Source organism: Virgibacillus sediminis (assembly GCF_042643265.1).
Lineage (GTDB): Bacteria > Bacillota > Bacilli > Bacillales > Amphibacillaceae > Virgibacillus_O > Virgibacillus_O sediminis.
This window is the reverse complement of sequence record NZ_JBHRRZ010000016.1, coordinates 132557-156290: the sequence shown is the minus strand read 5'-3', so window position 1 is coordinate 156290 and position 23734 is coordinate 132557. Positions and strand designations below refer to the sequence as shown.

The window sequence follows — 23734 nt, the reverse complement described above, 5'->3', positions numbered from 1 at the left end:
CCAATCAATCCTACCGAATGTCTTAGCTTTTGCAGAAGCAATGCTTCTGCTTGTTTATAAGAAAAAACGAGTTGTTTCTTCTTGACATACTGGTTGTTTTGTTCAGTTTTCAAAGAGCAAATTGTTTCCGCTGTTTTTTCAGCGACTCAATTAGTGTATCATCTTCACCGTTCGATGTCAATAACTTTTTTAAGTTATTTTTTGTCGAAAAGTGGTTTGCCGCCTCTCAATTTAGCGACTTTAATAATATATCACGTTTCCCAGTTGAAAGTCAACACATTTTTTTGCGGAAAATGTTTTGTCGCTTTCTGTCTGAGCAACGATATTTAATTTACCATGTTTCAATTAAGAAATCAACCCCTTTTAAAAGAGAATTTCATTTAGTTCCCTCTCTTTAAATCAAATTTCAACTTCTATAAACAAAAGGAACGGTCACGTGTTTTGTGGTGCACAGACTACCTCATGCTCTAGTAGTTGTACAGGCGCTTCAACCCCGTCCTTCCACAAGTGCTAACAAGAGGGACTTGCAGTCGTTGAGCAATAGCACTGGACCTGGCTATTTCTGCTCACCCATTGAATTCTGTTTAAGATTCCAATAAAAAACCCGGCATAAAAATGCCGGGGCCGAACATTAACCATTTATTTATTTCTCATTTGAGGGAAAAGCAGGACATCCCGTATAGACGGGGAATTAGTAAGAAGCATCACAAGCCTGTCGATTCCAATTCCCAAACCGCCTGTCGGGGGCATTCCATATTCGAGGGCTTCCAGGAAGTCATCATCCATTAGATGTGCTTCGTCATTCCCGGCTTCTCTTTCCTTCACTTGTTCCTCAAATCTTTCTCTCTGATCTATCGGATCATTCAATTCACTAAATGCATTCGCATGTTCCCGGCCTACAATAAACAACTCAAACCGATCCGTAAAACGCCCGTCCTCCTCGTTTTTCTTAGCAAGTGGAGAAATCTCCACTGGATGGCCGTAGATAAAGGTCGGCTGGATAAGCGTATGCTCTACCTTTTGCTCAAAGAATTCATTTATGACATGGCCAAACGTCATGGTTTCTGAAACCTCCACATGATGTTCCTTGGCTAGCTCCCGGGCTTTTTCATCACTCATTTGTTCCCAGAAATCCACGCCGGTCGCTTCCTTGACAGCATCTACCATATGAAGCCTTGTCCACTTAGGTTCCAAGTTTACTTCACTATCCCCGTAAGTCACCGTTGTCCGTCCGAGCACTTCTTTAGCAATATGGGCCACTAGGTTTTCCGTCAACTCCATAATATCATGATAGTCGGCATACGCTTCATATAGTTCGATCATCGTAAATTCAGGATTGTGTCTAGTGGAAACTCCCTCATTTCGGAAGACACGGCCAATTTCATAGACCTTTTCCATTCCTCCTACGATCAACCGTTTCAAATGAAGCTCGATTGCGATACGCATATACAACGGTACGTCCAGGGCATTATGATGAGTTACAAAAGGACGTGCAGATGCTCCACCCGGAATACCATGCATCATTGGAGTCTCTACTTCAAGAAACCCCTGACCATCCAGGTAACGTCTCATGGACTGGATAATCTTGCTCCTGAGTACAAACGTTTCTTTACTATCCATGTTTGTCATCAAATCCAGATAACGCTGGCGATAACGCTGTTCAACATCCTTCAACCCATGATATTTCTCCGGCAATGGGCGTAGGGACTTTGTAAGAAGGTGGAGTTCCTTGGCCTTCACGGATAGTTCCCCTACCTTGGTTTTGAACATTACCCCGGTAACACCAATAATATCTCCCATATCGACAGATTGGAATATTTCATAAGCCTGTTCCCCTACTGAATCTTTACGAACGTAGATCTGGATTTGCCCGCTTAGGTCCTGCACGTGAGCAAAGCCTGCTTTCCCTTTGCCTCGTTTAGTCATAACCCGGCCTGCAATAGTTACCTGCGTTTCTGTTTCTTTTTCCTGAAGTTCCTCTTTAGAAAACTCTTCATATATACCGACCAGCTCGGAAGCTGTATGTGTACGAGTGAACTTCCCGCCGAAAGGGTCCAGTCCCTGTTCGCGGTAATCATTCAATTTGTCACGCCGCACCCGCATTTGTTCATTCAATTCTTCTGACATCTGTAACCACTCCAGTCCTTTTTATTATGTACCTATTAGTATATAGAACATAAGCGCCCGTTTCACGTTTCTATAGGAAGAGTATAAATGAATAAAAACCTGCCGGCAATATGCCGGCAGATTATCTGAATCATTAACGTACATTTTTGGCTCCCATATCATTGGCATACGTAAAAAAAGTGCAAGCATTATGGAACACAACGTAGATGATTTTAAAGCCCCAGCCTGTTCCACTTTAACAGTAACCGGCTTTTCCTGGCCTTCCTTCTACTATCTGATAAATCAGCCAGCGGGCGCCCTTCCTAATTATTACTATCCTGAACTCCTTCGAGTGTAAGTTCTTCGGTAGTAATGGCCAAAATCTGAGCAATCCGCTCAACCAGCTCTTTTGTCGGTTTTCTCGTACCGCGCTCCAGTGCACCCAACACCGCAATAGAGACATTCAATTCTTCCGCAAATTCATGCTGTGTGTAACCTTTTAGTTTGCGGAAGCCCTTTACCCTTCTGCCGAGTCGCCTTCTGTCCATTTTTTAACATCCCTTATGTCTGATTCTGGAAGTCTATCTATAAAATCACCCACATGCCCATCCATCCCCGGGATTACCAAATTGGGGGCAATTTCATGCAGAGGAATAAGCACGAATGCACGTTCATGCATTCTCGGGTGGGGTATGATCAACCTTTCCATTTTACTATTTTCTTGATTATAGAGCAAAATGTCAAGGTCTATTGTGCGCGGACCCCAGCGGATATCCCTTTTCCTTCCTAATTCTTTCTCGACACTCTGGCAAATTTCCAATAGCTCCAATGATGACTTGGTTGTAATTATCTCTACGACCATATTAAGAAAATCATCCTGATCCGTATAACCGACCGGTGCTGTTTGATAAATCGAAGACCTTTTCCTTATGGACACATAGGGGTTGCCATCTAATAAAGATAACGCACTAGTTAAGTGTTCCTCACGTGGTTCAATATTTGTCCCAAGTGCTATAAAAGCAGTATTCATCAATCTCTCTCCCTGTATATTTCCACAGCCACTGATTCATAATGGCCTGGAATCGGCGGATCCGGCTTAATCACTTTCACTCTGCACGCTGCCAAGAGGGGGAAATCGCCCAGCAACTCATCAGCAATTCTTTCAGCAAGGGTTTCAATTAGATTCACAGCCTCCCCTTCGACTAAGGCCCCGATCCTCTCATAAACTTCCCCATAGTTTATGGAATTCTCCATGTTATCGGTCTTTCCAGCCCTCTTCAAGTCCAGGAAAAGTTCTGCATCCACATCAAAGCGCTGGCCAAGCTTATTCTCCTCAGGAAACAGTCCATGGAATCCATAAAACCGCATCTTATTCAGTATAATTTTATCCATTTGGCATCCCCCCATTTGCATGGAGCATTGCATCCATCATTTTTACCAGTTCTGCATTTACTTTGACATTATGAACACGCACCATATGAGCACCTTTAACAATCCCTAAGCATGTGGTAGCGCCTGTCCCAATGTCTCTTTCCTCTGCCGGTACATCCAACACACTTCCAATGAACCTTTTGCGTGAAGTTGCCAGTAGCAGCGGATATCCCATTTGGGTGAATTCTTCCAAATGGTTCATAACAGCAAGGTTGCCCTCGGCTGTTTTTGCGAATCCTACTCCGGGGTCGAGAATGATGTTTTCTTCTTTTACACCGGCTCTGCGGGCAATATCGATACTTTCCTGCAAGTCACTTTTCATATCATCAATCAGTGATGTATAGTCTATATTATCCCTGTTATGCATGAGGATGATCGGAACTCCGTATTCGGCAGCAACCCCAGCAATCGCCGGCTCCTTTTTAGCTCCCCATACATCATTGATAATATCTGCTCCAGCTTCTACAGCTTCTCTTGCAGTTTCCGCCTTGTATGTATCAATGGAAATAGGTATATCCAACGTCTCTTTGACCGCTTTGATTACCGGCACAACTCTGTCAATCTCCTGAGCAGCAGAGACCGGTTCGTGGCCTGGCCTTGTGGACTCGCCTCCAATATCAATAATGTCAGCACCTTGATCTGCCAGCTCTTTGGCCTGTTCAACCGCCCTTTCCACTGTGTTGTACCTGCCCCCGTCTGAAAAAGAATCGGGAGTTACATTCAGAATGCCCATGATATGGGTCCGATCTGACAGGTTCAGCTCTTTCTCTTTAACCTTCAACTTCATCTCTATGACAACTCGCTTCCGTTTATATTTATCCAATAGCTTATCATAGTTCGGTCAGATATGGCTATGGACGCAGCTGTCCTTGCTTGCCAATGACGGTATGCCAATTCATATACTTTATATGGACTTTCTTGCTAATATAAAAAACTGACCCCCTTGGATTTCGGAGATCAGTTTCACCGTTCATTTTACTTATCTTCTTCGAATTGGTAGAGAGGTGTGGATAGATAGCGCTCTCCATTATCTGGAAGAATGGCGAGCACCTTCTTGCCAGCGCCTAACTCCTTCGCTACTTGTTTCGCCGCATGAACAGCAGCACCGGAAGAGACACCTCCCAGGATACCATTTGTAGTAGCCACTTCGCGGGACGCAGCATAAGCCTCTTCATTCGTCACCTGCAGTATTTCATCATATACGTTTGTGTCCAGTACTTTTGGCACGAAACCTGCGCCGATGCCCTGAATTTTATGCGGCCCTGGTGAACCACCGGACAATACAGGGGAGTCTTTCGGCTCTACTGCATATAGCTTAACTCCATCAAATTTCTCCTTCAGCACTTTACCGGCCCCTGTAATCGTACCCCCGGTACCGATACCTGAAACAAATGCGTCCAAGCCGTCTTTCATCTGTTCAACAATCTCTTTCCCTGTTGTTTGGGCATGAATCTCAGGGTTAGCTTCGTTATTGAACTGCTGAGGCATGAAATAGCCATGCTCTTCTTTTAATTCCTCCGCCTTTTTAATAGCGCCTTTCATGGCCTCCGCTCCAGGAGTCAGTACGAGCTCGGCCCCATAGGCACGCAGAAGATTACGGCGCTCTTGACTCATGGTGTCAGGCATAACCAAGACAGCTTTATAGCCCTTGGCTGCCGCTACCATAGCCAGTCCGATCCCGGTATTTCCGCTGGTCGGCTCAATGATAGTGTCGCCTTCTTTCAATTTTCCTTCCTTTTCAGCGGCCTCTATCATGGCCAAAGCAATACGGTCTTTGACGGAGCTTCCTGGGTTATAAAACTCTAATTTCAAATAGATATCTGCACTATTTTCATCGGTTACACCATTCAATTTTACAATAGGGGTCTGTCCGATCAAGCCTGCTATATTATCCGCTACTCTCATTACGTCTCCTCCTAATCCCTAGTTAAGTTATATGTTTAATTCAAATTTACTGCTTTATCCAAGTAATGTCAACAATGAAGTAGCAAATAAATTAGAAAAACGATAGATTTAAATTGAATCACAGCGGCCATCCTTCCCTTTAAAGGGGCATCAAGGAATGACTACTTCTGTCCAGCTCTTAGAGTCCTTTTTATTTTAGCAACCCTTTTAATTCTTCTTCTGAAAAGTGGTAGGTCTCATTGCAAAAATGGCAATTCGCTTCTGCTCCATGATCTTCATCGATCATTGCTTGGATTTCTTCATTTCCTAGCCCAACGATTGCTTGTTCCACTCTTTCTTTGGAGCAGCGGCAGCGGAACTCCACCGGCATGGTTTCATGGATCTTCAGATCGCTTTCCCCGAAGAGCTGCTGAAGGATTTCCTCCGGGGACTTTCCTTCACGAATCAGCGTAGAAATCGGCGGAAGGAATTTTATCTGCTCTTCCAGCCGTGTAATCACATCTTCGTCTACTCCCGGCATTACTTGCACAATAAAACCGCCTGCCGCAAGTATAGTATGATCGGGGTTAACCAGTACACCTGCACCTACCGCTGAAGGTATTTGCTCGGAATTGGCAAAATAATAGGTGAAATCTTCACTTATCTCACCGGAGACAATAGGAACTTCTCCTGTAAAGTAATCTTTCAACCCTAAATCTTTTGTTACACTTATACTTCCCTGCGTTCCGACTGCGCGCGCTACATCCAGTTTCCCTTTGGCATTCAAATCAAAATCGACATGGCCGTTTCCGACATATCCACGAACATGGCCTTGGGCATCACCGTCTGTAACAATTGCCTTCAGCGGGCCATCACCTTCCACTTTCACCGTGATAGAGTCGTCACCCTTATGCATTGCACCCATCAAGGCTGTGATCGTCAAAGTTCTTCCTAAAGCAGCTGAAGCAGTCGCCCATGTATCCTGACGGCGGCGGGCCTCTTCCACAGTATTTGTCGTAGTTGCCGCGTAAGCACGTACCATTCCCTTATGGGCTGTTGCTTTTATCAAATAGTCCTTCATGTTGATACTCCTTTTCAAGCAGTTTATTGTTATTATTGATTATATTGATAAATTAAATATAAGCCTTTCAGCGTTAAATATGGATCAACAATATCTATCGTCTTCGATTCATCTGAGATCAGGGGAGCAAGGCCTCCTGTAGCAACTACGGTAGGCCGTGTCCCCACTTCGGCTTCTATCCTTTCCACAATGCTATCCACTTGTCCGACATATCCATAGAAAACACCGGACTGCATCGCTCCCACGGTAGAGGTTCCCACTACTCTCTCCGGTGCCTCTATCTCAATTTTTGGCAGTTTGGACGCTTTCGTATAAAGGGCCTCCATTGAGATATTTATCCCAGGAGCTATTATCCCTCCATGATAAGCTTCGTACTGGTCGATATAGCAAAAGGTAGTAGCGGTCCCGAAATCGATGATAATGAGCGGTGAGCCATACTCATGGATTCCGGCCACTGCGTTCACCACTCTGTCAGCCCCGATCTCCGCCGGATTGGGATATGCCATTTTTAGAGACGATTCCACATTATCCTTGCCTATCACCAAAGGTTCCAATCCAAAATAATCTTTGGACATCTTTACCATCGCAAACATGATTGGCGGTACCACAGACGAAATGACCACCCCATGAATATCCGAAAATGCAACTCCCTTGTGATCAAACAAGGACTCGATCAATATGCCGAATTCATCTTCCGTCTTATATCGGTCTGTCTTAATCCTCCATTGATACCTTAGGTCACCCTGGTCAAAAACCCCCAGAACAGTATTTGTATTCCCCACATCAAGTACGAATAACATTTCCTTATCAGACCTTCCTATACATCCGTAGCAGAATGGTTTCTTTTTTTTATTAATATACCATAATTCAAGTTGGCATAATATCCAGGAATACTGCGGTCTCCAAACATAAAACGGCAGCCTCCCTTTTGGTCGGCTGCCGTCCATTACATTCCCTTAATCATTTCTTCTCTCTTCATCATCCGACGAAGGCTTATTATCTGTCGTTATCTGGTCTTTCTTATCTTCCTCTGTTAGAGGGGGTTCACTTTCCTCAGACCCTGCATCCTCGGCATCAGCTTCATCCTTGGATTGGATGTTCACCTTCATATCCGTGTCATCTTCCGGATCAGGAAGTACCCCGTGATCAAATAATGAGCGTATTTGCTTGGCATCCAGCGTCTCCACGTCGAGCAGCGTTTTTGCCACAATTTCAAGCTTATCCTTATGCTCAGTAAGAATGGATTTTGCCCGGTCGTAACAATGATTGATAAAGTTTTGCATCTCTTGATCAATCTCGTGTGCAATCGTATCACTATAATTCTGATCATTGTTAATGTCCCTGCCAAGGAAGACGTCTCCGCCTCCACCGCTTGTGAACTGCAGAGGACCTATTTTATCACTCATACCATATTCGGTAATCATCTTGCGGGCAATGTTAGTCGCACGCTGAAAGTCATTGGAAGCGCCGGTACTAACTTCTCCGAATATAATCTCTTCCGCAACCCGGCCGCCAAGCAGTCCGGTGATTTTATCGAACAGTTCCGGTTTCGTCATGAAGTACCTGTCTTCCCTCGGAAGCATAACGGCGTAACCGCCTGCCTGTCCCCGTGGAACGATGGTGACTTTGTGGACGAAATCTGCGTCATCCAGCACCATTCCAATGATGGTATGACCGCTCTCGTGATATGCCACAATATTCCGTTCCTTCTCGGATATCACCCTGCTCTTCTTGGCAGGTCCGGCAATAACACGGTCGATCGCCTCATCGACATCTAACTGGTTGATACTCTTTCTGTCATCCCTAGCTGCAACAAGTGCTGCTTCATTTAGCAGATTTTCTAGATCTGCCCCGGAAAAGCCTGGAGTCCTCATGGCAATTGTCTTCAGATCCACAGTTTCATCCAACGGCTTGTTTCTCGCATGAACCTTCAATACATCCTGACGGCCTTTCACATCCGGGCGGTCCACCATAATCTGGCGGTCAAAACGGCCCGGGCGGAGGAGAGCCGGATCTAGGATATCTGCACGGTTGGTCGCGGCGATCATAATAATTCCTTCGTTAGCCCCGAAACCATCCATTTCCACAAGAAGTTGGTTCAAGGTCTGCTCACGTTCATCATGGCCTCCTCCGAGACCGGCACCGCGCTGTCTTCCTACTGCATCTATTTCATCAATGAAAATGATGCACGGTGCGTTTTTCTTCGCATTTTCAAATAAATCTCGCACACGGGAAGCACCGACACCCACGAACATCTCTACAAAGTCGGAACCACTGATGGAGAAGAACGGGGTTCCTGCTTCCCCTGCAACTGCACGTGCAAGTAAGGTTTTACCTGTCCCCGGAGGCCCTACGAGAAGCACCCCTTTCGGTATCCTTGCACCCACAGCAGAGAACTTGCGAGGGTCTTTCAGGAATTCCACAACCTCGACGAGTTCCTGTTTCTCCTCGTCAGCTCCTGCAACATCTTTGAAGCGGACTTTCTTCTTATCTTCTGTATACATTTTCGCCTTGCTTTTACCAAAGTTCATGACACGGCCGCCGCCACCGCCGCCACCTTGGGCACGACTGAGTATAAAGAAGAAAAGCAAACCAATGATGAGGAAGGGCAGCATCATGGTCAAGAAGCTCATGAATGGGCTTGGCTGGTCCTCCTGCTCGACATGCAGAATGCTCTGCTCTAGCGCCTGGTTCGTAATAGAAGCTATAATATCGGTATTATCAGGAACCTGTGTAACGAATTGATCACTGTCTCCTGTCAATGTCCCTGTTATACGATAAACGCCGTTTACTGGCTTCATCTGCATTTCTTCGACTTCACCATTGTTCAGCGCATCATAAAATTCTTGTACATTCAATTGCTGTGTTTCTTCATTTTGTCCTTGGAATACTCCAATGATCCCTACTACGACTAAGAATATGAGTATCCAAAAGAATACATTCCGAAATATCCGGTTCATTGCCAACCTCCTCCCAAACGGGAAAAACTATATAACATCGTACCATACAGAAAAGTTTATATACAACTAATATATCCTCGTAAAACCCGCTATTTCCAATGCGGGAAGCCTGGATTATCCTGCTAGTCTTTCCCGTATGTATATACTTCTCTATTTACTTTAATTTCTCGCTATAAACCTCTGGCTTTAATATGCCTATATAAGGAAGGTTACGATACTTTTCATCATAATCCAGCCCATAGCCGACTACAAATTCGTTCGGTACCTCGAAGCCCACTACATCCGCTTTGATAGCGGCCGTTCTGCCGGCAGGTTTATCCAGCAGGGTGACAATTTTGATGGAATTGGCCTTGCGGTATTTAAATAAATCAATCAAATAGCTTAATGTCAATCCGCTGTCGATAATATCTTCGATGATCAGCAGGTCACGGCCTTCCACCTTGGTGTCCAAGTCTTTAACGATTTTAACCTCGCCGCTTGATGTGGTTCCACTGCCATAACTGGACACATCCATAAAGTCCATTTCCAACGGGACCTCGATTCGGCGCAGAATATCGGACATGAATGGCATAGCTCCTTTGAGTACGCCAATGGCAAGCGGAAATTTGCCATCGTACTCTTCTGCCAGCTGCTTCCCTAGTTCTTTGCACTTCTGTGCTATTTCTTCCTCGGATATCAATACTTCTTTAATATCATTATGCATGATTGTCCTCCTACACGTCTCTTTTTTCATACTTTATATGGATAGCTGAAGTGTCTGCCGTCCGACAAGGCGCCTGTCCTTTCCTCAACCCTGCCAGCCAGAGGATATTGCCATCATTATCCGTAACAACAGGCCAATGTTCCCTTTCCTTTCTAGGAACCTTTTCGTCGATAAAAATATCTTTCAGCTTTTTTGTACCTGTCATCCCTCGGAGGGATAAACGGTCACCAGGCTGGCGAGTGCGGATATGTATGGGCAGGGCAACTTGACTGGAACAGCAATAGTGGAAGCTGTCTCCGCTTTCCTCCCACTCCCCGAAATAACTTCGGATCACCGAACCATCCGGCAGTACAATGCTGCCTGGTGTAGGGAGTGTATAATGGTAGGATGGGTCCTGTGTGCCCCGCGGAAAATAAAAGACAATCTTTCCATAAGACTTTTCAACCTTAAGCTTTCCAGGGAAATCTATTTGAATATTACCCTTATCCTTCTTTAATAATACAAAAAAATGCTCTTCGTGAATATAGGATAAGTCCTTAGGCAATTTATCATATAGATAGTTTAATATTAGATGAAAGGCTCTTCTTTGTAAAGCAGGAGCATACTTGCGAAACAGAGGGATTTCAAGTGTTGCTTGCTTCCAATCTTCTCCCCATTCGACGGTATTTTTTACTGCTTTTTCCGCTTCCGCCCATAGGTAATGGTCATCTTCCTGAATAGTTTCACTTAGATGCTGGACAGTCGTATGTATATTCCTGTTTTTTTGCTTTAGAAGAGGGATTACCTGTTTCCGGTAGAAATTCCTGGTGTAGTTTATCTCCTCGTTGGAAGGATCCCGCCTTGGGTATATGGAGTGTTCTTTACAATAAGCTTCAATATCTTCCTTAGTTACTGTTAAAAGAGGCCGAATGATGCTCCCCCCGGCAAATTCTCTTTTTACTGGGATGCCCGTGAACGAACTGGAGCTTCCTGCCCGGACCAGGCTCATCAGCAATGTTTCCACTTGATCATCAGAGTGATGGCCGAGTGCCAGATAATCGGCCCTATAAGCCTCCATTTGTTCAGCAAAATAGCGGTAACGCAATGTACGGGCGGCAACCTGCGTACCGATCTGTTTTCTGCGTTTATATGAAGGCACATCCAGTGAAGCCCCTTTAAAAGGGATGCCCCACTCCCGGCAGATATCTCTCACGTATTCCAGATCATCCTTTGACTCTTCCCCCCTCAGCTGATGATCCACACATACAGCTACGACCTTCAGCCCCCACTCTTGTCTTAATGTAGAGAGATAATGGAGGAGGGCCATGGAATCCGGTCCTCCTGAGACACCTGCCAGTACGGTACTGCCTTCTTTGAGCAGCTGGTGTTTTTTTATAAATGCCATAACTTCCTGTTTCAAAGTAAAGCCATCTCCCATAGTGAATAAGTAGTAACCTAACTATACCAATATATCTTTTTCCACTACAAGATAAGTGAAAGGAAATAATAAAACACGGCCATTATTCCAATTAATCCGCTTTCCGCCAAGAGCGGGGGCTTCTGTTTCTTTCTGGAAGCACTCCGTTTGGGCTGGATGCCCTTTACAACTTGAGCTATATCCCTCTTCATTTCCGCACTGGAGACATAATGGCCGAGCACCGCCTTAGTTAAGGGCTGGCGGTATGGATACAAAGCTCTTATCCCATTAATTCTTTTTATCAGGGTCTTTGCCGGGTCAGACCCTTTTTCAAACCGCTTGGGGTAATAGATATTCAAAAATACCATTACTAATGCAAAAAGGTCATATCCTGCTTCCGCTTTCCTTGACCCCAACCCCCAATAACCGCGGTCGAAAAACTCCGTATATTCCTTGATCGCCCTCCCGGTTTGTGTTGTTCCCCCAACATCGACCCAGCGTATACGTCCAGGCTTTTCAAGTACAAGAAGGTTTTCCGGCTTCAAATCACCATATATCCAACCGGCTTGGTGCAATCGGTGCAGGTCATCAAGCAGCTGCAGCATCAAAACGCCGACCCAGCCGCTGCCATTCCGGGCAACGAACTCTGATAATGACTTTCCTTGCAGATATTCCATGACATAAAATGGATAGGTTCTTCCAGCTGGAGACCGCCAATCATCTACTTCCATTAAATAAGGTCCAAGCGGGCTTCCTTGGACCTTGTTGAGAGACTTCAAGACGTTGACTTCCATAGCTAATGAGGGGCCTTTTTCACTGATCTTCAATGCAGCTGTTTTTCCCCTTGATTCACATAAGTATACAGACCCAACCGCTCCAGAGCCAAGCTTTCGGCGGATAGTATAGGTGTGTCCATGCCACTTCCCATGGACCTTCATCCCCGGCCTTAAATCAATAGCCTGTCTCTTCCATGCCTCGTTCATCCCTTAAGCTCCTTCTGAGATTCTTCTTACCAAACTGGTACATGGCTTCTCGTATGGCAGGTCCCGTCGGGGTGACTCCACCGCTTGACAGCTTAGGAAAAAGACGCTCAACGGACGATAACTCAGAGGACCATCCCATAACACGTTCAATGTCCCCGCGTTTGCCGGGAAATTGGAATATACTGAAACGATTCCTCCCAATGCGGGCATTCAGGCTAATGGAAAGGTCAGCAAGTGCTTCCTTTACGGTAGGGAGTTTATCAGACATACTGGCACTCGTATCAACAAGGACGAGCACTTCCAGATCACAGGTCTCCCCCATGTCCTCCACTACTTCCATAATTTCCCCGCGTTTCTCCGGTTCCAAGTCCTCCATAGAATTATCCGGCCCCAGAATCTGTTGGAGTTCCTTGTTCACAAACCCTTGCAGGGTCTGTGTCATTGCCTGTTTTGTAACCATCTGCACCGTTTGTGACAATGCCTGCTGATAAACAAGTTGGCTGACACCTCCGCCGGAATGAGCGATTTCCTCTACCTCTTCCAACCCTTCCGGCTGTTCCATACCTTCTTCCAAGATTCCAATCACATTAACGGTAATGCCCTGTTTATTGGCTAAAGCAGCTGCAGCCGCCGGGCTTTCCCCTTTATTGGAACAACCGTCTGTAATCAACAATATCTGTTTTAGCGTCCCTTTTCTCAAAGCCTATACCTCCCATCTATTTCCCTAAAAGGATAGGCAAGAAAAGGAGAAATTAAACATAAAAAAGCGAACCCGGCCGGCCAGAGGTGTGCATAGGCAAGGAACCCAGGAACACAAATTTTTTGTGCTCATCTTTAGTCCCTCACATATGCGGACAGCCTCCAAGAGAGGTAGGTTCGCACAATAGGATGCGGCTCCCAATTCTGAAGTTTCTCAAGCAGATGCAATTCTTCCATCTACTGGGCCTCTGTACTGAATGCTGGTATTGTTGCCCATTTTGGTTTATTCTTTTCTATTTTGACCACCAGCACAGTCATATCATCAACAATGGCCCCCTCCCTAGTGCGTATTACTTCTTCTAAAAGAAGGTCGGCAATTTCCTGAGGCTCCTCCGTCCGCATCTCCCGCACCTTGCGTTTGATCCATAAATCTGTATTCTCTACATGTTTCGGGCCATCAAATATTCCGTCACTCATCATAATCAGTATATCACCGTCCATCAGCTGATCACTTACTATATCTACCTCGAAATCCTGTACGATTCCCATCGGAAGATTGCTGGCCTCCACCTTCAGCATTTTATCTCCTCGTTTAATAAAGCTTGGTGTCGACCCAATCTTTAGGAACTGAACAAAGGCATCATGCAGGTCAATTACGGCCAGATCCAGCGTTGCAAACATTTCATCTGTTGTCCGTAATGACAGAATAGAATTTATGGACTTAATCGCCACTTTTTCAGGAATTCCCGTCTGGAGAATTTGCTGCAGCAAGCGCAGAGTCTCTACACTTTCTTCTCTTGCCCTTTCACCGTTTCCCATGCCATCACTAATTGCCATAGCATATTTTCCTGCCCCCAGCTCAATCGTTGTATAGCTGTCCCCTGAGATCAAACCTCCTCCTTTTGCAGCGCTTGCCGCCCCAGTTTGTACAACAAATTCCTTTGCCGATCCAAAGGCCAGAAAACTGTAACCATGGGCAAATGGGGAAATCTCCTCCTGTTTTACAATAACCACTTCATTTAAAATGTCTGATAAGAGCGGTGCAATCAGCTTGGCCCCCTCTCCATGATATTCGTAAAAGGCCGCTGTCATCTCGATGTCGATATTCCCTTTATCCAGGGAATAAATATCAAGCTTTTCCAGTTCAATCCCCATATATTTTAGAGCATGTAGAATCTGAGCCTCCTGCTGTTCATGGTGCTGGCGCTCTTTAACTATCTCTTTGGCAAAGTCCTCCATCACTTCCGACACTCCCTGCAGCTGGTCTGCAACGAGCCTTTTGCTTTCCAATACCTGTTGCTTCAGCTTTCGATTCGCTTCGAAAAAAGAAGCCTCCTGCTTCATCGCTTCCAGTACCTTCTGAGGCTTGACACAGTAGCTTTCAAACTCTCTTGCTGCCTTTCTGTTCAGGGTATTTCCACCCACTGCATCCTCTTTTATCTCTTCCATCAGCGAATAGGTATAATCAAATTGTTTCTGCCAGCAGCGCTCCTTCATAAAGCAGGTCTGACAAGTTTTTTCCGTCACCTGACTCAAATAATAATCTGTCTCGCGCTTTGTCTCCATATCATCCTCTAGATCGTGTTCCGTATTCGAGAAACTTTTGGCCAAAGCCTGAAACACATCCGAAAACTGCTCCACCCTCCTAGCAGTTACGTTTCGTATCTTTTGCAGATATTGATCCTGCTCATTCGTATATTCCTCTGTTCCAGGAATATAGCGGGACAATGTCTTTATCCAGCTAGCCGGTGTGAGGAAGAACAACCCAATTGCAAAAGAGGACTCTATCAAGGACGGTACTACGGCTGTAGCGTTTCCATAGATCCCTATTAAAAAGGTGCCCACAAGGAGTCCTGCTGCAACCCCTGGTTTCCTCCCTTCCTTCAGCAGACCGCCCAACAGGCCAGAAAAAGCCAACAGACTCATTTGATACAGGTTCGCTACGTTGGCCAGAGATAGTATCAAGCCCGCCACTACCCCCACTGTAGAACCAATAGATGCCCCACCGACAAATGCTAGCAACAGTACAAAGTATCGGGAGAAAACCTGTTCCAGTGAAGCGCCATACACCTCCCAGCCGATTGTCCCCGTCAATATAGAAGCAAGAAGAATAATCATGCAGACAATTTCTTCATTTTTCAGTGCCGGTTTAAACCTTTTTGGTGATATTAGTGGAACACTCTGCATAAAGATTAATACAAGTACGGTACCTAATATCCCCTCGACTAAAAGAAGCAGCCATTCATAGGAAGACAGTTGTCCATTAATCGAATATAAAAACAACCGGGGTGCCACCGTTGATAGGAACACAAATAATGGGATGATGATCTGCTGCCTGTGGGCATTCTTGAAAATCCCGGCTAAAAGCAGAAAAACAAGCATAGCCATCCCAAGGAACACACTGTGCATCGCCGAATAGCTGAAGGCGCCCGCCAATACTGCCAACATGGACTTTGCTGCTTTCTCCTTATGTACGACCCACAATGTTGCGATAAATGCCACAGCAAATGGCGATACCACTGACAATATGACGGCACGGCCTAATAGAAATCCGACCAAAACATAAAGCCATCCCTTATTGAGCAAGACAGCCTTCATTTTTTGGACTGCCCTCCCCCGCAGTTTCCCTAACCTATTAATTTTTCCCATTCCAAATGTTTTCGTTTCTGCCCTTGGAAGCGAATCCATCATAATAAAGCCCCTCCCCTTCTTTCTAGTTATTGAACCATATTATGCCTTCTGATTTTGTCAAACGGTCAGAGCCTATCCAAAGAATCGTTCGACTATATTCTGAATATTAGGCGCATTTCTACATGCCTAATTTTCACCTCCTCGCTCACCCTTCTGTTGCGGATGGCGGATATTCCGGCCATTGGTCTCCTGGTTTCACATGTAGAACACTACATAGTTATGGCGAAAAACAGAAAATAAGTTCATTTAACCAGATCCTTGAAAGTAGCAGCTAAATTCCATATAATTGTTCTTATACAAATAGTTCGCGTTGGAACATTTCTATATACGAAGGAGATTGATCATGGAGAAAGAAGAAAAAGTCACGAAGATTCTTTATTCCTTTCGTGAGGTAAATAAATATTTTTATAGGCAGATGTGGCACCATGCTGATGAGATGGGGGTAACACTGGTACAGCTTCAGATAATGAAACTTGTATCCGAGGAGCCCAATATGAGTCTAGGTGAACTCACCCGAAAAATGAATCTTGGAAAGAGTACAGTCAGCAGTACGGTGGACCGGTTGGTAAAAGCTGGCCACCTTCAAAGAGAGCAATCCAAAAAAGACAGACGGGCCATTATCTTGAACCTTACGGAAGAGGGCAGGGCCAAGCAAAAAGAAGGTATAGAAAGGTATCATAAACGCTTGCACAAGCTAGGGGACATCACAGATGAAGATGCAGAAACATTGCTCCGCCTTCATCAAATGGTGCAGGAAAAGATTAAACTAAATGGAGATGAAGAGAATTGAAAGATAGATCAGCTTTTATAGATGCAACAGAAGTAGCAAAAGGCCCGATCATTTCTGTCATGGTGCTTGGTGCTTTTGTGGCTATTTTAAACCAGACATTGTTGAATGTGGCCCTCCCAGTGATGATTGTCGACCTGGAAATGTCCGCTAATGCAGCACAGTCTCTTACAACTATCTTCATGCTGGTGAACGGTATATTAATTCCTATTACTGCATTTTTAATGGAGAAATTTTCAACCAGACAGCTATTCCTTACAGCGATGTCATTGTTTGCTGTTGGAACATTGATATGTGCCTTATCCTTTTCCTATCCCTCCCTGCTCATCGGGCGTATTGTCCAGGCAGCCGGAGCCGGTATCATGATGCCGCTCTTAATGAATGTCATCCTCAGTTTATTTCCTGTGGATAGACGGGGATCTGCGATGGGAATGATCGGATTGGCAATGATGTTTGCGCCTGCAATTGGGCCTACTCTATCAGGTATTGTCGTACAATCGTACTCATGGAGAGTGTTGTTCTATATCGTATTGCCTATAGCAGTGATTGATGTCATTTTAGCCTTCTTTCTCTTAAGGAATGTCACAAAGCTGACCAATCCAAAAGTGGATGTACCTTCTATCATTCTATCTACTTTTGCATTCGGGGGATTGCTCTACGGATTTTCCAGTGCGGGAGAAAAAGGATGGACAAGCATGGAAGTATTATTTCCGTTATGTGCAGGAACCCTGATCATGGTCTTTTTTATTTCCAGGCAATTGAAAATGAAAACCCCCATGCTTGAGTTCCGTGTCTTTAAATACAACATGTTTACACTGACAACAATCATCAATGTCGTTGTCACCATGTCCATGTTTGCAGCGATGATACTGATCCCTATCTATTTACAGAATATACGGGGGTTTTCTCCGCTCGAATCTGGCCTGCTTCTGCTGCCGGGCGCACTTATATCTGCTGTCATGTCACCACTGACCGGAAAACTGTTTGACCGAATCGGCGCTCGTCCATTAGCCTTGGCAGGCCTTGGAATCATAGCTGTCACCACCTATATGTTTTCCAGCCTCACCGATGAGACCGGCTATTATTTCATGATGGCTGCCTACAGCACAAGGATGATTGGCATCTCCTTGATTATGATGCCGATTATGACCGCTGGGCTCAATCAGCTGCCTAAAAGGCTTTATGCACATGGAACGGCCATGTCCAATACGCTAAGGCAGATGTCGGGGTCTATCGGGACAGCCTTTCTTGTGACCGTGATGACTGCCCAGACGGCCAGACACCTTGCAGATTATATGCCGGCTGCGGAGGGAATGACAGATCAGCAGCTTATACAGTTAGAGAATTTGGCAACCATAGAGGGAATTAATGACTCTTTCATGGTAGCAACAATCTGTGCCATTTTAGGCTTTTTCCTCTCGTTCTTCATTAAAAGGGTCAGACCGGCGGATGAAGAGGAAGTATCATCCTCCGAACAGCAGGAGGACGGGCAACTCACGGCTGCAGGTGCTGGTAAAATAAGTTTAGAAAACAGGTAATAAAGATGGCCCTTTGTGGGTCATCTTTGAATTTTTTGTTGACATACGATGAACTCTGTTGTATCATATTTTTTGTTGACTGATTCGGCGGTGTAGCTCAGCTGGCGAGAGCGTACGGTTCATACCCGTGAGGTCGGGGGTTCGATCCCCTCCACCGCCATCATAATATTCCGGTATCTCCGGAAAAAAACCTGTTAGCCTTTACGGTTAACAGGTTTTTTTGCCAAAAAAGCAGGTGTCTGCAAATATTATGCAGACACCTGCTTTTCATCTATGACAGAGCATTATTATAGACAGCAACTGCTATCCTCTTTTAGCACCTCTTCCCCCACGCTTGGATTCGGTGTGCTTCTTCAAAGAGGCCAACCGGTCTTCAGAGTCCTTGAGGAAACGGTTCATCTTGGATTCGAAAGTTTCCGTGCGTTCCCGATTATCTCGTTGTGGGCGTTTGGGCCGATCCTTCGCTTTCTTGATGGAAAGGCCGATCTTGCCGTCCTTTTCAACATTAATAACTTTTACTGTCACTGTATCACCAACAGTCAAGTGGTCATTAATGTCCTTGACATAGTTGTCGGCAACTTCACTAATATGAACAAGGCCGGTTTTGCCTTCCTCGAGCTCCACAAAAGCTCCAAAATTAGTGATACCAGTTACCTTTCCCTGCAGCTTGCTGCCTACTTCGATTGACATAAAAAAAATGCTCCTCCTTAAAAGATTAAAATAAAATATATAGTTCTTTTATATTATAGCCAACCTTATGAAAAGGTGTCAATATGAGGGGGCTTCCGCGGGTATATTAAATATCATTTCGCCCTCTTTAGAAAAGAAATAATTCGTGCGGGCAATATCCAATACATACTCTTCATTATTGAGCAGTTCAATCTCCTCTTTCAAGTCGGCTTCCTGCTGTTCCAATTGTACCAGTTCCTCTTCAAGATGCTGGTACTCTTCCAGTTTCTCAGCATGAAGCGCTCTCTGTTGTATATGGTAGACTCCCATGCTTCCAAGAGCGAGCAGTGCTATGAGGGAAAAAAGCACAAGACGCCGGAATAAACGCTGCTTTTTCCTTTTCTGCCTTTCCTGATGCGCATCGTATTTCTGCATATAGCTCGAATCTAATCTTGTAACTGTTTTTTCCTCCGAAGCCAAAGCTTCTACCTCCTCTTTGACATGATATACTCCCTGCACTTTTTATATATATTCTTTATTGTACTATAAACTCCTGCCAATTTGTGCAAGTTTTTTTGCCAGCTGGACGGTAACAGGAATAAAAAAAGCCGCAGTAGCCAATAAATTGGAGTGATGGCTACTTTCCACAAAGAGAGCAAGATAATACCCAGCAGCTTCGCCAGCCATAGCAGCACGGCCGCCAGGAAAAGAACCATCCATTTGACAGGGGTGAAGAGGAGAACTTGGACTGTGCGCTTGAAAAAGCGCCACACAGCTGCAAACCATTGGATCAGGTATTCCAGCACCCGCTTATACACATCTGCTGCCAATGCTTGATAAGCGGCAAAGCCCAGGAAGCAGGCAAGGAATATATAAAGCCGCAACTCTCCTCCATTAGCACGGAATAATATATAAAAGATAATACCGGTCTGTGCCAGCCAAAAGCAGATTTCCAAAAAATAGGACAATAATACACGGTTTCTCCAATAAATGGCAAGCCGCCGGAAGGTATCATGTATTATACCCAGATAGAAGCCACTTAAAACCATGGCAATCATTGTGATGAACTGGACGCTAAGGGTCATCGGAACAGCTTGCTAAAGATTCCTTTAGCTTTCTCCTGTTGTTCGTCGACATAAGAAAGCTCATATATTCTACCCTTTATGGAAACAACGCCATCCCCCACATCCAAATTCTTAAGCTGAAGGTTCTGACCGCGCACAATAAGATAGCCCATAACGGTTTCCAGCAGGAATTCTTCGTTATCAAAGCTGTCCACTTCTTTGACGCCAGTTATTTCGAGGTTCTTGCGGTTGTTGAGTTTAACAGAGTGGTCAGTGTGGGTACGATTCAAGTTTTCCTTTGGTTCATAATAATTATTCATATAAATAGCCCCTCCTTATCATTCTTACTTTATGAAAGGAGGGACAAGTCTAGAACTTATTCAGGCTTTTCTTCTTTAATCACCTTATACAATGTTTCCGCTTCATCTTTCTTTACATTTTCACGCAGATCTGTCACTTCGATCGTTACCAGCTTCTGGCCAAATTTAATGACCAGTTCGTCTCCTACAGCCACATCTGTAGAAGCTTTCGCCTTATTGCCGTTCACAGTAATCCGCCCTTGATCTGCGACTTCCTTCGCCAATGTCCTGCGTTTGATTAACCGGGAAATTTTCAAAAACTTATCCAATCTCATACAATCATTCTCTCTCCTTTGCCTCATTCCATAATGCATCCATCTCTTCCAAGGAAGATTCTTTTAGATTCTTCCCCCTCTGATTGATTTGCTCTTCCACATAACCGAAGCGGCTGATAAATTTCCGGTTCGTCCGGTTCAGGGCGACTTCAGGGTTTACTTTATAATACCTTGCAATATTGGCAAGTACAAATAAGACATCCCCTAGCTCATTCTCCACTTCTTCATGGGTGCCTGAATCAATGGCATCCCGGGTCTCCTGCAACTCCTCTTCCAGCTTGAGCCATATATCCTCGGCGTCTTCCCAGCCGAACCCGACTTTGGCAGCCTTTTTCTGCAGTTTAAATGCCTTTGCCAGAGATGGCAGCTGTCCCGGAACACCATCCAACACCGATTTGCGGACATCTCCCTTCTCTTCCTTTTTCAATTGATCCCAATTTTTATATACTTCTTCCACCGATTCTGCTGTCTTGTTGCCAAAAACATGTGGGTGCCGGTGAATCATTTTGTCAGTTACCGTACGGATCACATCATCAACCATAAAATAGCCATTGTCTTCACCTATCTGACTATGCAGCATGACTTGCAATAGCACATCTCCCAGTTCTTCAACTAGATTCTCATCATCCTCTTCATCAATAGCGTCAATCAGTTCGTAAACCTCTTCTATCGCATACTCACGAAGGGACTCATGTGTCTGTTCCCGATCCCATGGGCATCCATCGGGAGCGCGCAAGGCAGCAATGACTTCCCTCAGCCGGGTAAATGTATGATTCAACAGTTCAGGTGATACGGGAGGGACATATACACTGGTCAAGTTGCTGATTTCCAAGGAATGATCCAATTCCTCCAATGGGATCGTCCTAATTTTCTCTTTGCCAGTCCCGGCTGCTTCTACTATAGTTACCGGGTAATCATACGGAAGATCCTCCAAAAGTGCCAGCTTAACTTCCGAGGCGACAAAATGGTCATACACCTGACAGAAGACAATATGGTGGCGATATTCCAGCTGGCTTCTTTCAAAAGAAGTGGCATCCAGAAATTGAAAGCCTTCTATTGGGTCGATTTTCAGGGAAGAGAACAGGTCATCCAAATAGCTTTGGCCGCCACGGATTGCTACTTCCACTTCTTCTTGTTCCAAAAGCAGTTGAACCGTTTTTTCTGCCAGCATCGGATGCCCCGGCACAGTAAAAAGTACAGGGTTTTGCTTGGCAGCCTCCAACAAGGATGCGGTTATATGCTCATATACATCTCCAAACTCGTTGTGGTTTACGTATAACTCGTCAAAGGAATGAAAGGATACTCCCTCCTCCTTCAAGTCTTCGATTACTGGATGATCTTCTGTTCTGGTATAAACTACTCCTTTATAGCCGGTCAACTTTTTATAAAGACCTAGGGGCAGCTGGTCTAAGTCACCAGCTCCAAGGCCAATGACATCAATACGATTGCTCATTACTTTTCCTCCCTTTATGTATGCGAATGAAAAACGCGGAAAATGGCAGCATCTCCAGTTGGCTTTTTGTAAAAGCATGCCCCCTTACCAAGATATATAAATAAAGTGCTCCTCCGGTCGTTGAGATAGCTAAAATATAGAATAAAAGTGACAAACGCGATTCCATCCCATAACCTGAGAAAATTGCCTCAACGAAGAGCAAATAGATAACCATGGAAATTAATGCCGTAAATAGAGGCTTCCAACACACATTTTTCAAAAAATGAAGCCTGGGGAAGGCCCGCATTAACTGAGCATACACCAGCAAACATAACAATACCAGGCTAGTAATTGTAGCTAATGCACCACCCATAATTCCCCACCACGGAACAAGTAATACATTTCCCGCCCACTTAACCAGAAAGGCCGCCGCAATGAATGCAGCCGTTCTTTTCACCCCTCCCACTCCCTGTAGAAGGGAGGCACCTGTCACTGCCAAAGAGCAAAGAAGGATCGATACAGTTAATACTTGAAGGGCCCCGCTTCCTCGGTCATTTTGATATAGAAGGGTGTTGGCCTCCGGGAAGATGGTAATCAACCCTGCCACTGCCCCCGATGCCAGATAAAAACTGAATAATAGAGCACCTCTCACCGGCTGGCGGAGAGAATCCGGCTGTTCTTTAAGTCTATGGCGGGAGAGACCTGGAACCAAAGCAATCGCAAAAGATGAACCAAGTACAGTACCAAGTTGGATAAGCGGCTGTCCTCGGTCAAAAACCCCTTTAGCTTCCATTGCCTCTTCTGGGGAAAGGCCATATTGCCTCAGACTGGGAACCAGGGTGAATGTGTCTGCAAATTGTATGACCAAGAGCACCATATGGTTAAGCGCAGCCACCACCCCCACAAGCAGGAGATTCCGTGTCAAAAACCTCCATGGCACCTGGGCGGTTCCGCTAGTGTATGGCTTCCGCTTGACGAAAAAAATCGACAAAATAAGGATGGCGGCTCCAGTGCCAAGCAAAGAGGCAAAAACGGCTGCCCACCCGATATGATAGACCTCATCTCTAAGGGCGACCGTCACCGCCGCACCAATAATAAGGCACACACGCACCAATTGTTCTCCGACTTGTGAATAAGCTGTCGGCTCCATTTGATAATTTCCTTGAAATACCCCGCGGAGCACTGCGACAAAAGGAAGCAGCAGGAAAATCAATGCACTGAATTGATAGATCCCTGACAGCATAGGATCCCCTACAGCGACAGCTAGTTTCCCGGCATTTATATAAAGCAGAATGGATATAATGCTGTTAAATCCCCCTAGAAGTAGGAGTACAGGCACATAAAAACTCCGGAAAGATAGTGGATATCCACCGGCCTTGAGGTCTACGGCGAGCTTGGATACAGCTGCCGGGAAACCGTACAAACCAAGAACAGCCGCTATTCCCAGAATCGGGTATACCTGCTGATACACATAAAAGCCGATATCTCCAGTAAGATTCTGCAACGGAACTCGGTAGGCTGCACTTAAAATTTTGCTCAATAAACCGGCCAATGCCAAGAGGAACGCCCCCTTCATCAGCCGCTTTGACTCTATACCACTCATTATTTACGCCCTTTTACCTTCCGACAATCTTCCCCCTATTATAACATACTGTCTAATTTTCAGGGAAAACCGC

At 45.2% G+C, this 23734-nt stretch carries 23 protein-coding genes and 1 tRNA gene; 3 read left to right on the top strand and 21 right to left on the bottom strand.

What is annotated here, in order from left to right:
- Window positions 1-639: 639 nt before the first annotated feature.
- The 14 genes from lysS to spoIIE form a co-directional block, all read right to left on the bottom strand.
- Window positions 640-2127 (bottom strand): lysine--tRNA ligase, encoded by a 1488-nt coding sequence (lysS, locus tag ACFODW_RS10965; RefSeq protein WP_390306298.1) that lies wholly within the window; start codon window positions 2125-2127, stop codon window positions 640-642.
- Between the two features lie 302 nt (window positions 2128-2429).
- Window positions 2430-2654 carry a helix-turn-helix domain-containing protein gene (locus ACFODW_RS10960; protein WP_390306296.1) on the bottom strand — a complete coding sequence of 75 codons (225 nt, stop codon included), beginning with the start codon at window positions 2652-2654 and terminating at the stop codon, window positions 2430-2432.
- Complete coding sequence (folK, locus tag ACFODW_RS10955; RefSeq protein ID WP_390306294.1) at window positions 2624-3136, bottom strand: 2-amino-4-hydroxy-6-hydroxymethyldihydropteridine diphosphokinase; 513 nt, start codon at window positions 3134-3136, stop codon at window positions 2624-2626. The genes ACFODW_RS10960 and folK overlap by 31 nt, the downstream gene beginning before the upstream one ends.
- Entirely contained in the window at window positions 3136-3498 is a 363-nt protein-coding gene (folB, locus tag ACFODW_RS10950; protein ID WP_390306292.1) for a dihydroneopterin aldolase, read from the bottom strand. Before folB ends, folK begins: the two co-directional genes overlap by 1 nt.
- Window positions 3491-4324 carry a dihydropteroate synthase gene (gene folP, locus ACFODW_RS10945; RefSeq protein ID WP_390306289.1) on the bottom strand — a complete coding sequence of 278 codons (834 nt, stop codon included), beginning with the start codon at window positions 4322-4324 and terminating at the stop codon, window positions 3491-3493. The genes folB and folP overlap by 8 nt, the downstream gene beginning before the upstream one ends.
- A gap of 188 nt (window positions 4325-4512) precedes the next feature.
- Window positions 4513-5442 carry a cysteine synthase A gene (cysK, locus tag ACFODW_RS10940; protein ID WP_390306287.1) on the bottom strand — a complete coding sequence of 310 codons (930 nt, stop codon included), beginning with the start codon at window positions 5440-5442 and terminating at the stop codon, window positions 4513-4515.
- Between the two features lie 190 nt (window positions 5443-5632).
- Complete coding sequence (gene hslO / locus ACFODW_RS10935) at window positions 5633-6502, bottom strand: Hsp33 family molecular chaperone HslO (protein WP_390306285.1); 870 nt, start codon at window positions 6500-6502, stop codon at window positions 5633-5635.
- 32 nt (window positions 6503-6534) lie between these two features.
- The gene (locus ACFODW_RS10930; protein ID WP_390306283.1) at window positions 6535-7302 is read right to left on the bottom strand and encodes a type III pantothenate kinase; all 768 of its coding nucleotides are present in this window, start codon (window positions 7300-7302) and stop codon (window positions 6535-6537) included.
- Between the two features lie 156 nt (window positions 7303-7458).
- A complete protein-coding gene (gene ftsH / locus ACFODW_RS10925) occupies window positions 7459-9462 on the bottom strand; it encodes an ATP-dependent zinc metalloprotease FtsH (protein ID WP_390306281.1) in 2004 nt (667 codons plus the stop codon).
- Window positions 9463-9616: 154 nt separating this feature from the next.
- Window positions 9617-10165, bottom strand: a complete 549-nt coding sequence (hpt, locus tag ACFODW_RS10920; protein WP_390306279.1) for a hypoxanthine phosphoribosyltransferase — start codon at window positions 10163-10165, stop codon at window positions 9617-9619.
- A gap of 10 nt (window positions 10166-10175) precedes the next feature.
- Complete coding sequence (gene tilS, locus ACFODW_RS10915; RefSeq protein WP_390306277.1) at window positions 10176-11564, bottom strand: tRNA lysidine(34) synthetase TilS; 1389 nt, start codon at window positions 11562-11564, stop codon at window positions 10176-10178.
- 62 nt (window positions 11565-11626) lie between these two features.
- Complete coding sequence (locus ACFODW_RS10910) at window positions 11627-12544, bottom strand: protein kinase domain-containing protein (protein ID WP_390306275.1); 918 nt, start codon at window positions 12542-12544, stop codon at window positions 11627-11629.
- The gene (locus tag ACFODW_RS10905; RefSeq protein ID WP_390306273.1) at window positions 12513-13244 is read right to left on the bottom strand and encodes a VWA domain-containing protein; all 732 of its coding nucleotides are present in this window, start codon (window positions 13242-13244) and stop codon (window positions 12513-12515) included. Before ACFODW_RS10905 ends, ACFODW_RS10910 begins: the two co-directional genes overlap by 32 nt.
- Window positions 13245-13480: 236 nt before the next feature.
- Window positions 13481-15934, bottom strand: a complete 2454-nt coding sequence (gene spoIIE / locus ACFODW_RS10900; protein WP_390306271.1) for a stage II sporulation protein E — start codon at window positions 15932-15934, stop codon at window positions 13481-13483.
- 343 nt (window positions 15935-16277) lie between these two features.
- Here spoIIE and ACFODW_RS10895 point away from each other — a divergent pair, with 343 nt between their 5' ends.
- The 3 genes from ACFODW_RS10895 to ACFODW_RS10885 all read left to right on the top strand — a co-directional run bounded on the left by ACFODW_RS10895 (window position 16278) and on the right by ACFODW_RS10885 (window position 18419).
- On the top strand, window positions 16278-16724 hold the full coding sequence (locus tag ACFODW_RS10895) for a MarR family winged helix-turn-helix transcriptional regulator (RefSeq protein ID WP_390306269.1): 447 nt from the start codon (window positions 16278-16280) through the stop codon (window positions 16722-16724).
- Window positions 16721-18259 (top strand): DHA2 family efflux MFS transporter permease subunit, encoded by a 1539-nt coding sequence (locus tag ACFODW_RS10890; protein WP_390306267.1) that lies wholly within the window; start codon window positions 16721-16723, stop codon window positions 18257-18259. Before ACFODW_RS10895 ends, ACFODW_RS10890 begins: the two co-directional genes overlap by 4 nt.
- An 86-nt stretch (window positions 18260-18345) precedes the next feature.
- Window positions 18346-18419, top strand: a tRNA-Met gene (locus ACFODW_RS10885).
- A 143-nt stretch (window positions 18420-18562) separates the two neighbouring features.
- On the opposite strand, the gene ACFODW_RS10880 is transcribed toward ACFODW_RS10885, so the two are convergent.
- From ACFODW_RS10880 to ACFODW_RS10850, 7 genes are all read right to left on the bottom strand, one after another.
- Window positions 18563-18949, bottom strand: a complete 387-nt coding sequence (locus tag ACFODW_RS10880) for a S1 domain-containing RNA-binding protein (protein WP_390272816.1) — start codon at window positions 18947-18949, stop codon at window positions 18563-18565.
- Between the two features lie 78 nt (window positions 18950-19027).
- Window positions 19028-19408, bottom strand: a complete 381-nt coding sequence (locus tag ACFODW_RS10875) for an FtsB family cell division protein (RefSeq protein ID WP_390306264.1) — start codon at window positions 19406-19408, stop codon at window positions 19028-19030.
- Window positions 19409-19413: 5 nt separating this feature from the next.
- Window positions 19414-20013, bottom strand: a complete 600-nt coding sequence (gene yabQ, locus ACFODW_RS10870) for a spore cortex biosynthesis protein YabQ (protein WP_390306262.1) — start codon at window positions 20011-20013, stop codon at window positions 19414-19416.
- Window positions 20010-20312, bottom strand: a complete 303-nt coding sequence (yabP, locus tag ACFODW_RS10865; protein WP_390306260.1) for a sporulation protein YabP — start codon at window positions 20310-20312, stop codon at window positions 20010-20012. Before yabP ends, yabQ begins: the two co-directional genes overlap by 4 nt.
- A 56-nt stretch (window positions 20313-20368) precedes the next feature.
- Window positions 20369-20626: an RNA-binding S4 domain-containing protein gene (locus ACFODW_RS10860; RefSeq protein WP_390306258.1), complete on the bottom strand. Its 258-nt coding sequence runs from the start codon at window positions 20624-20626 to the stop codon at window positions 20369-20371.
- 4 nt (window positions 20627-20630) lie between these two features.
- On the bottom strand, window positions 20631-22079 hold the full coding sequence (locus ACFODW_RS10855) for a bifunctional methyltransferase/pyrophosphohydrolase YabN (protein ID WP_390306256.1): 1449 nt from the start codon (window positions 22077-22079) through the stop codon (window positions 20631-20633).
- Window positions 22063-23661: a putative polysaccharide biosynthesis protein gene (locus tag ACFODW_RS10850; RefSeq protein ID WP_390306254.1), complete on the bottom strand. Its 1599-nt coding sequence runs from the start codon at window positions 23659-23661 to the stop codon at window positions 22063-22065. The genes ACFODW_RS10855 and ACFODW_RS10850 overlap by 17 nt, the downstream gene beginning before the upstream one ends.
- Window positions 23662-23734 lie beyond the last annotated feature (73 nt).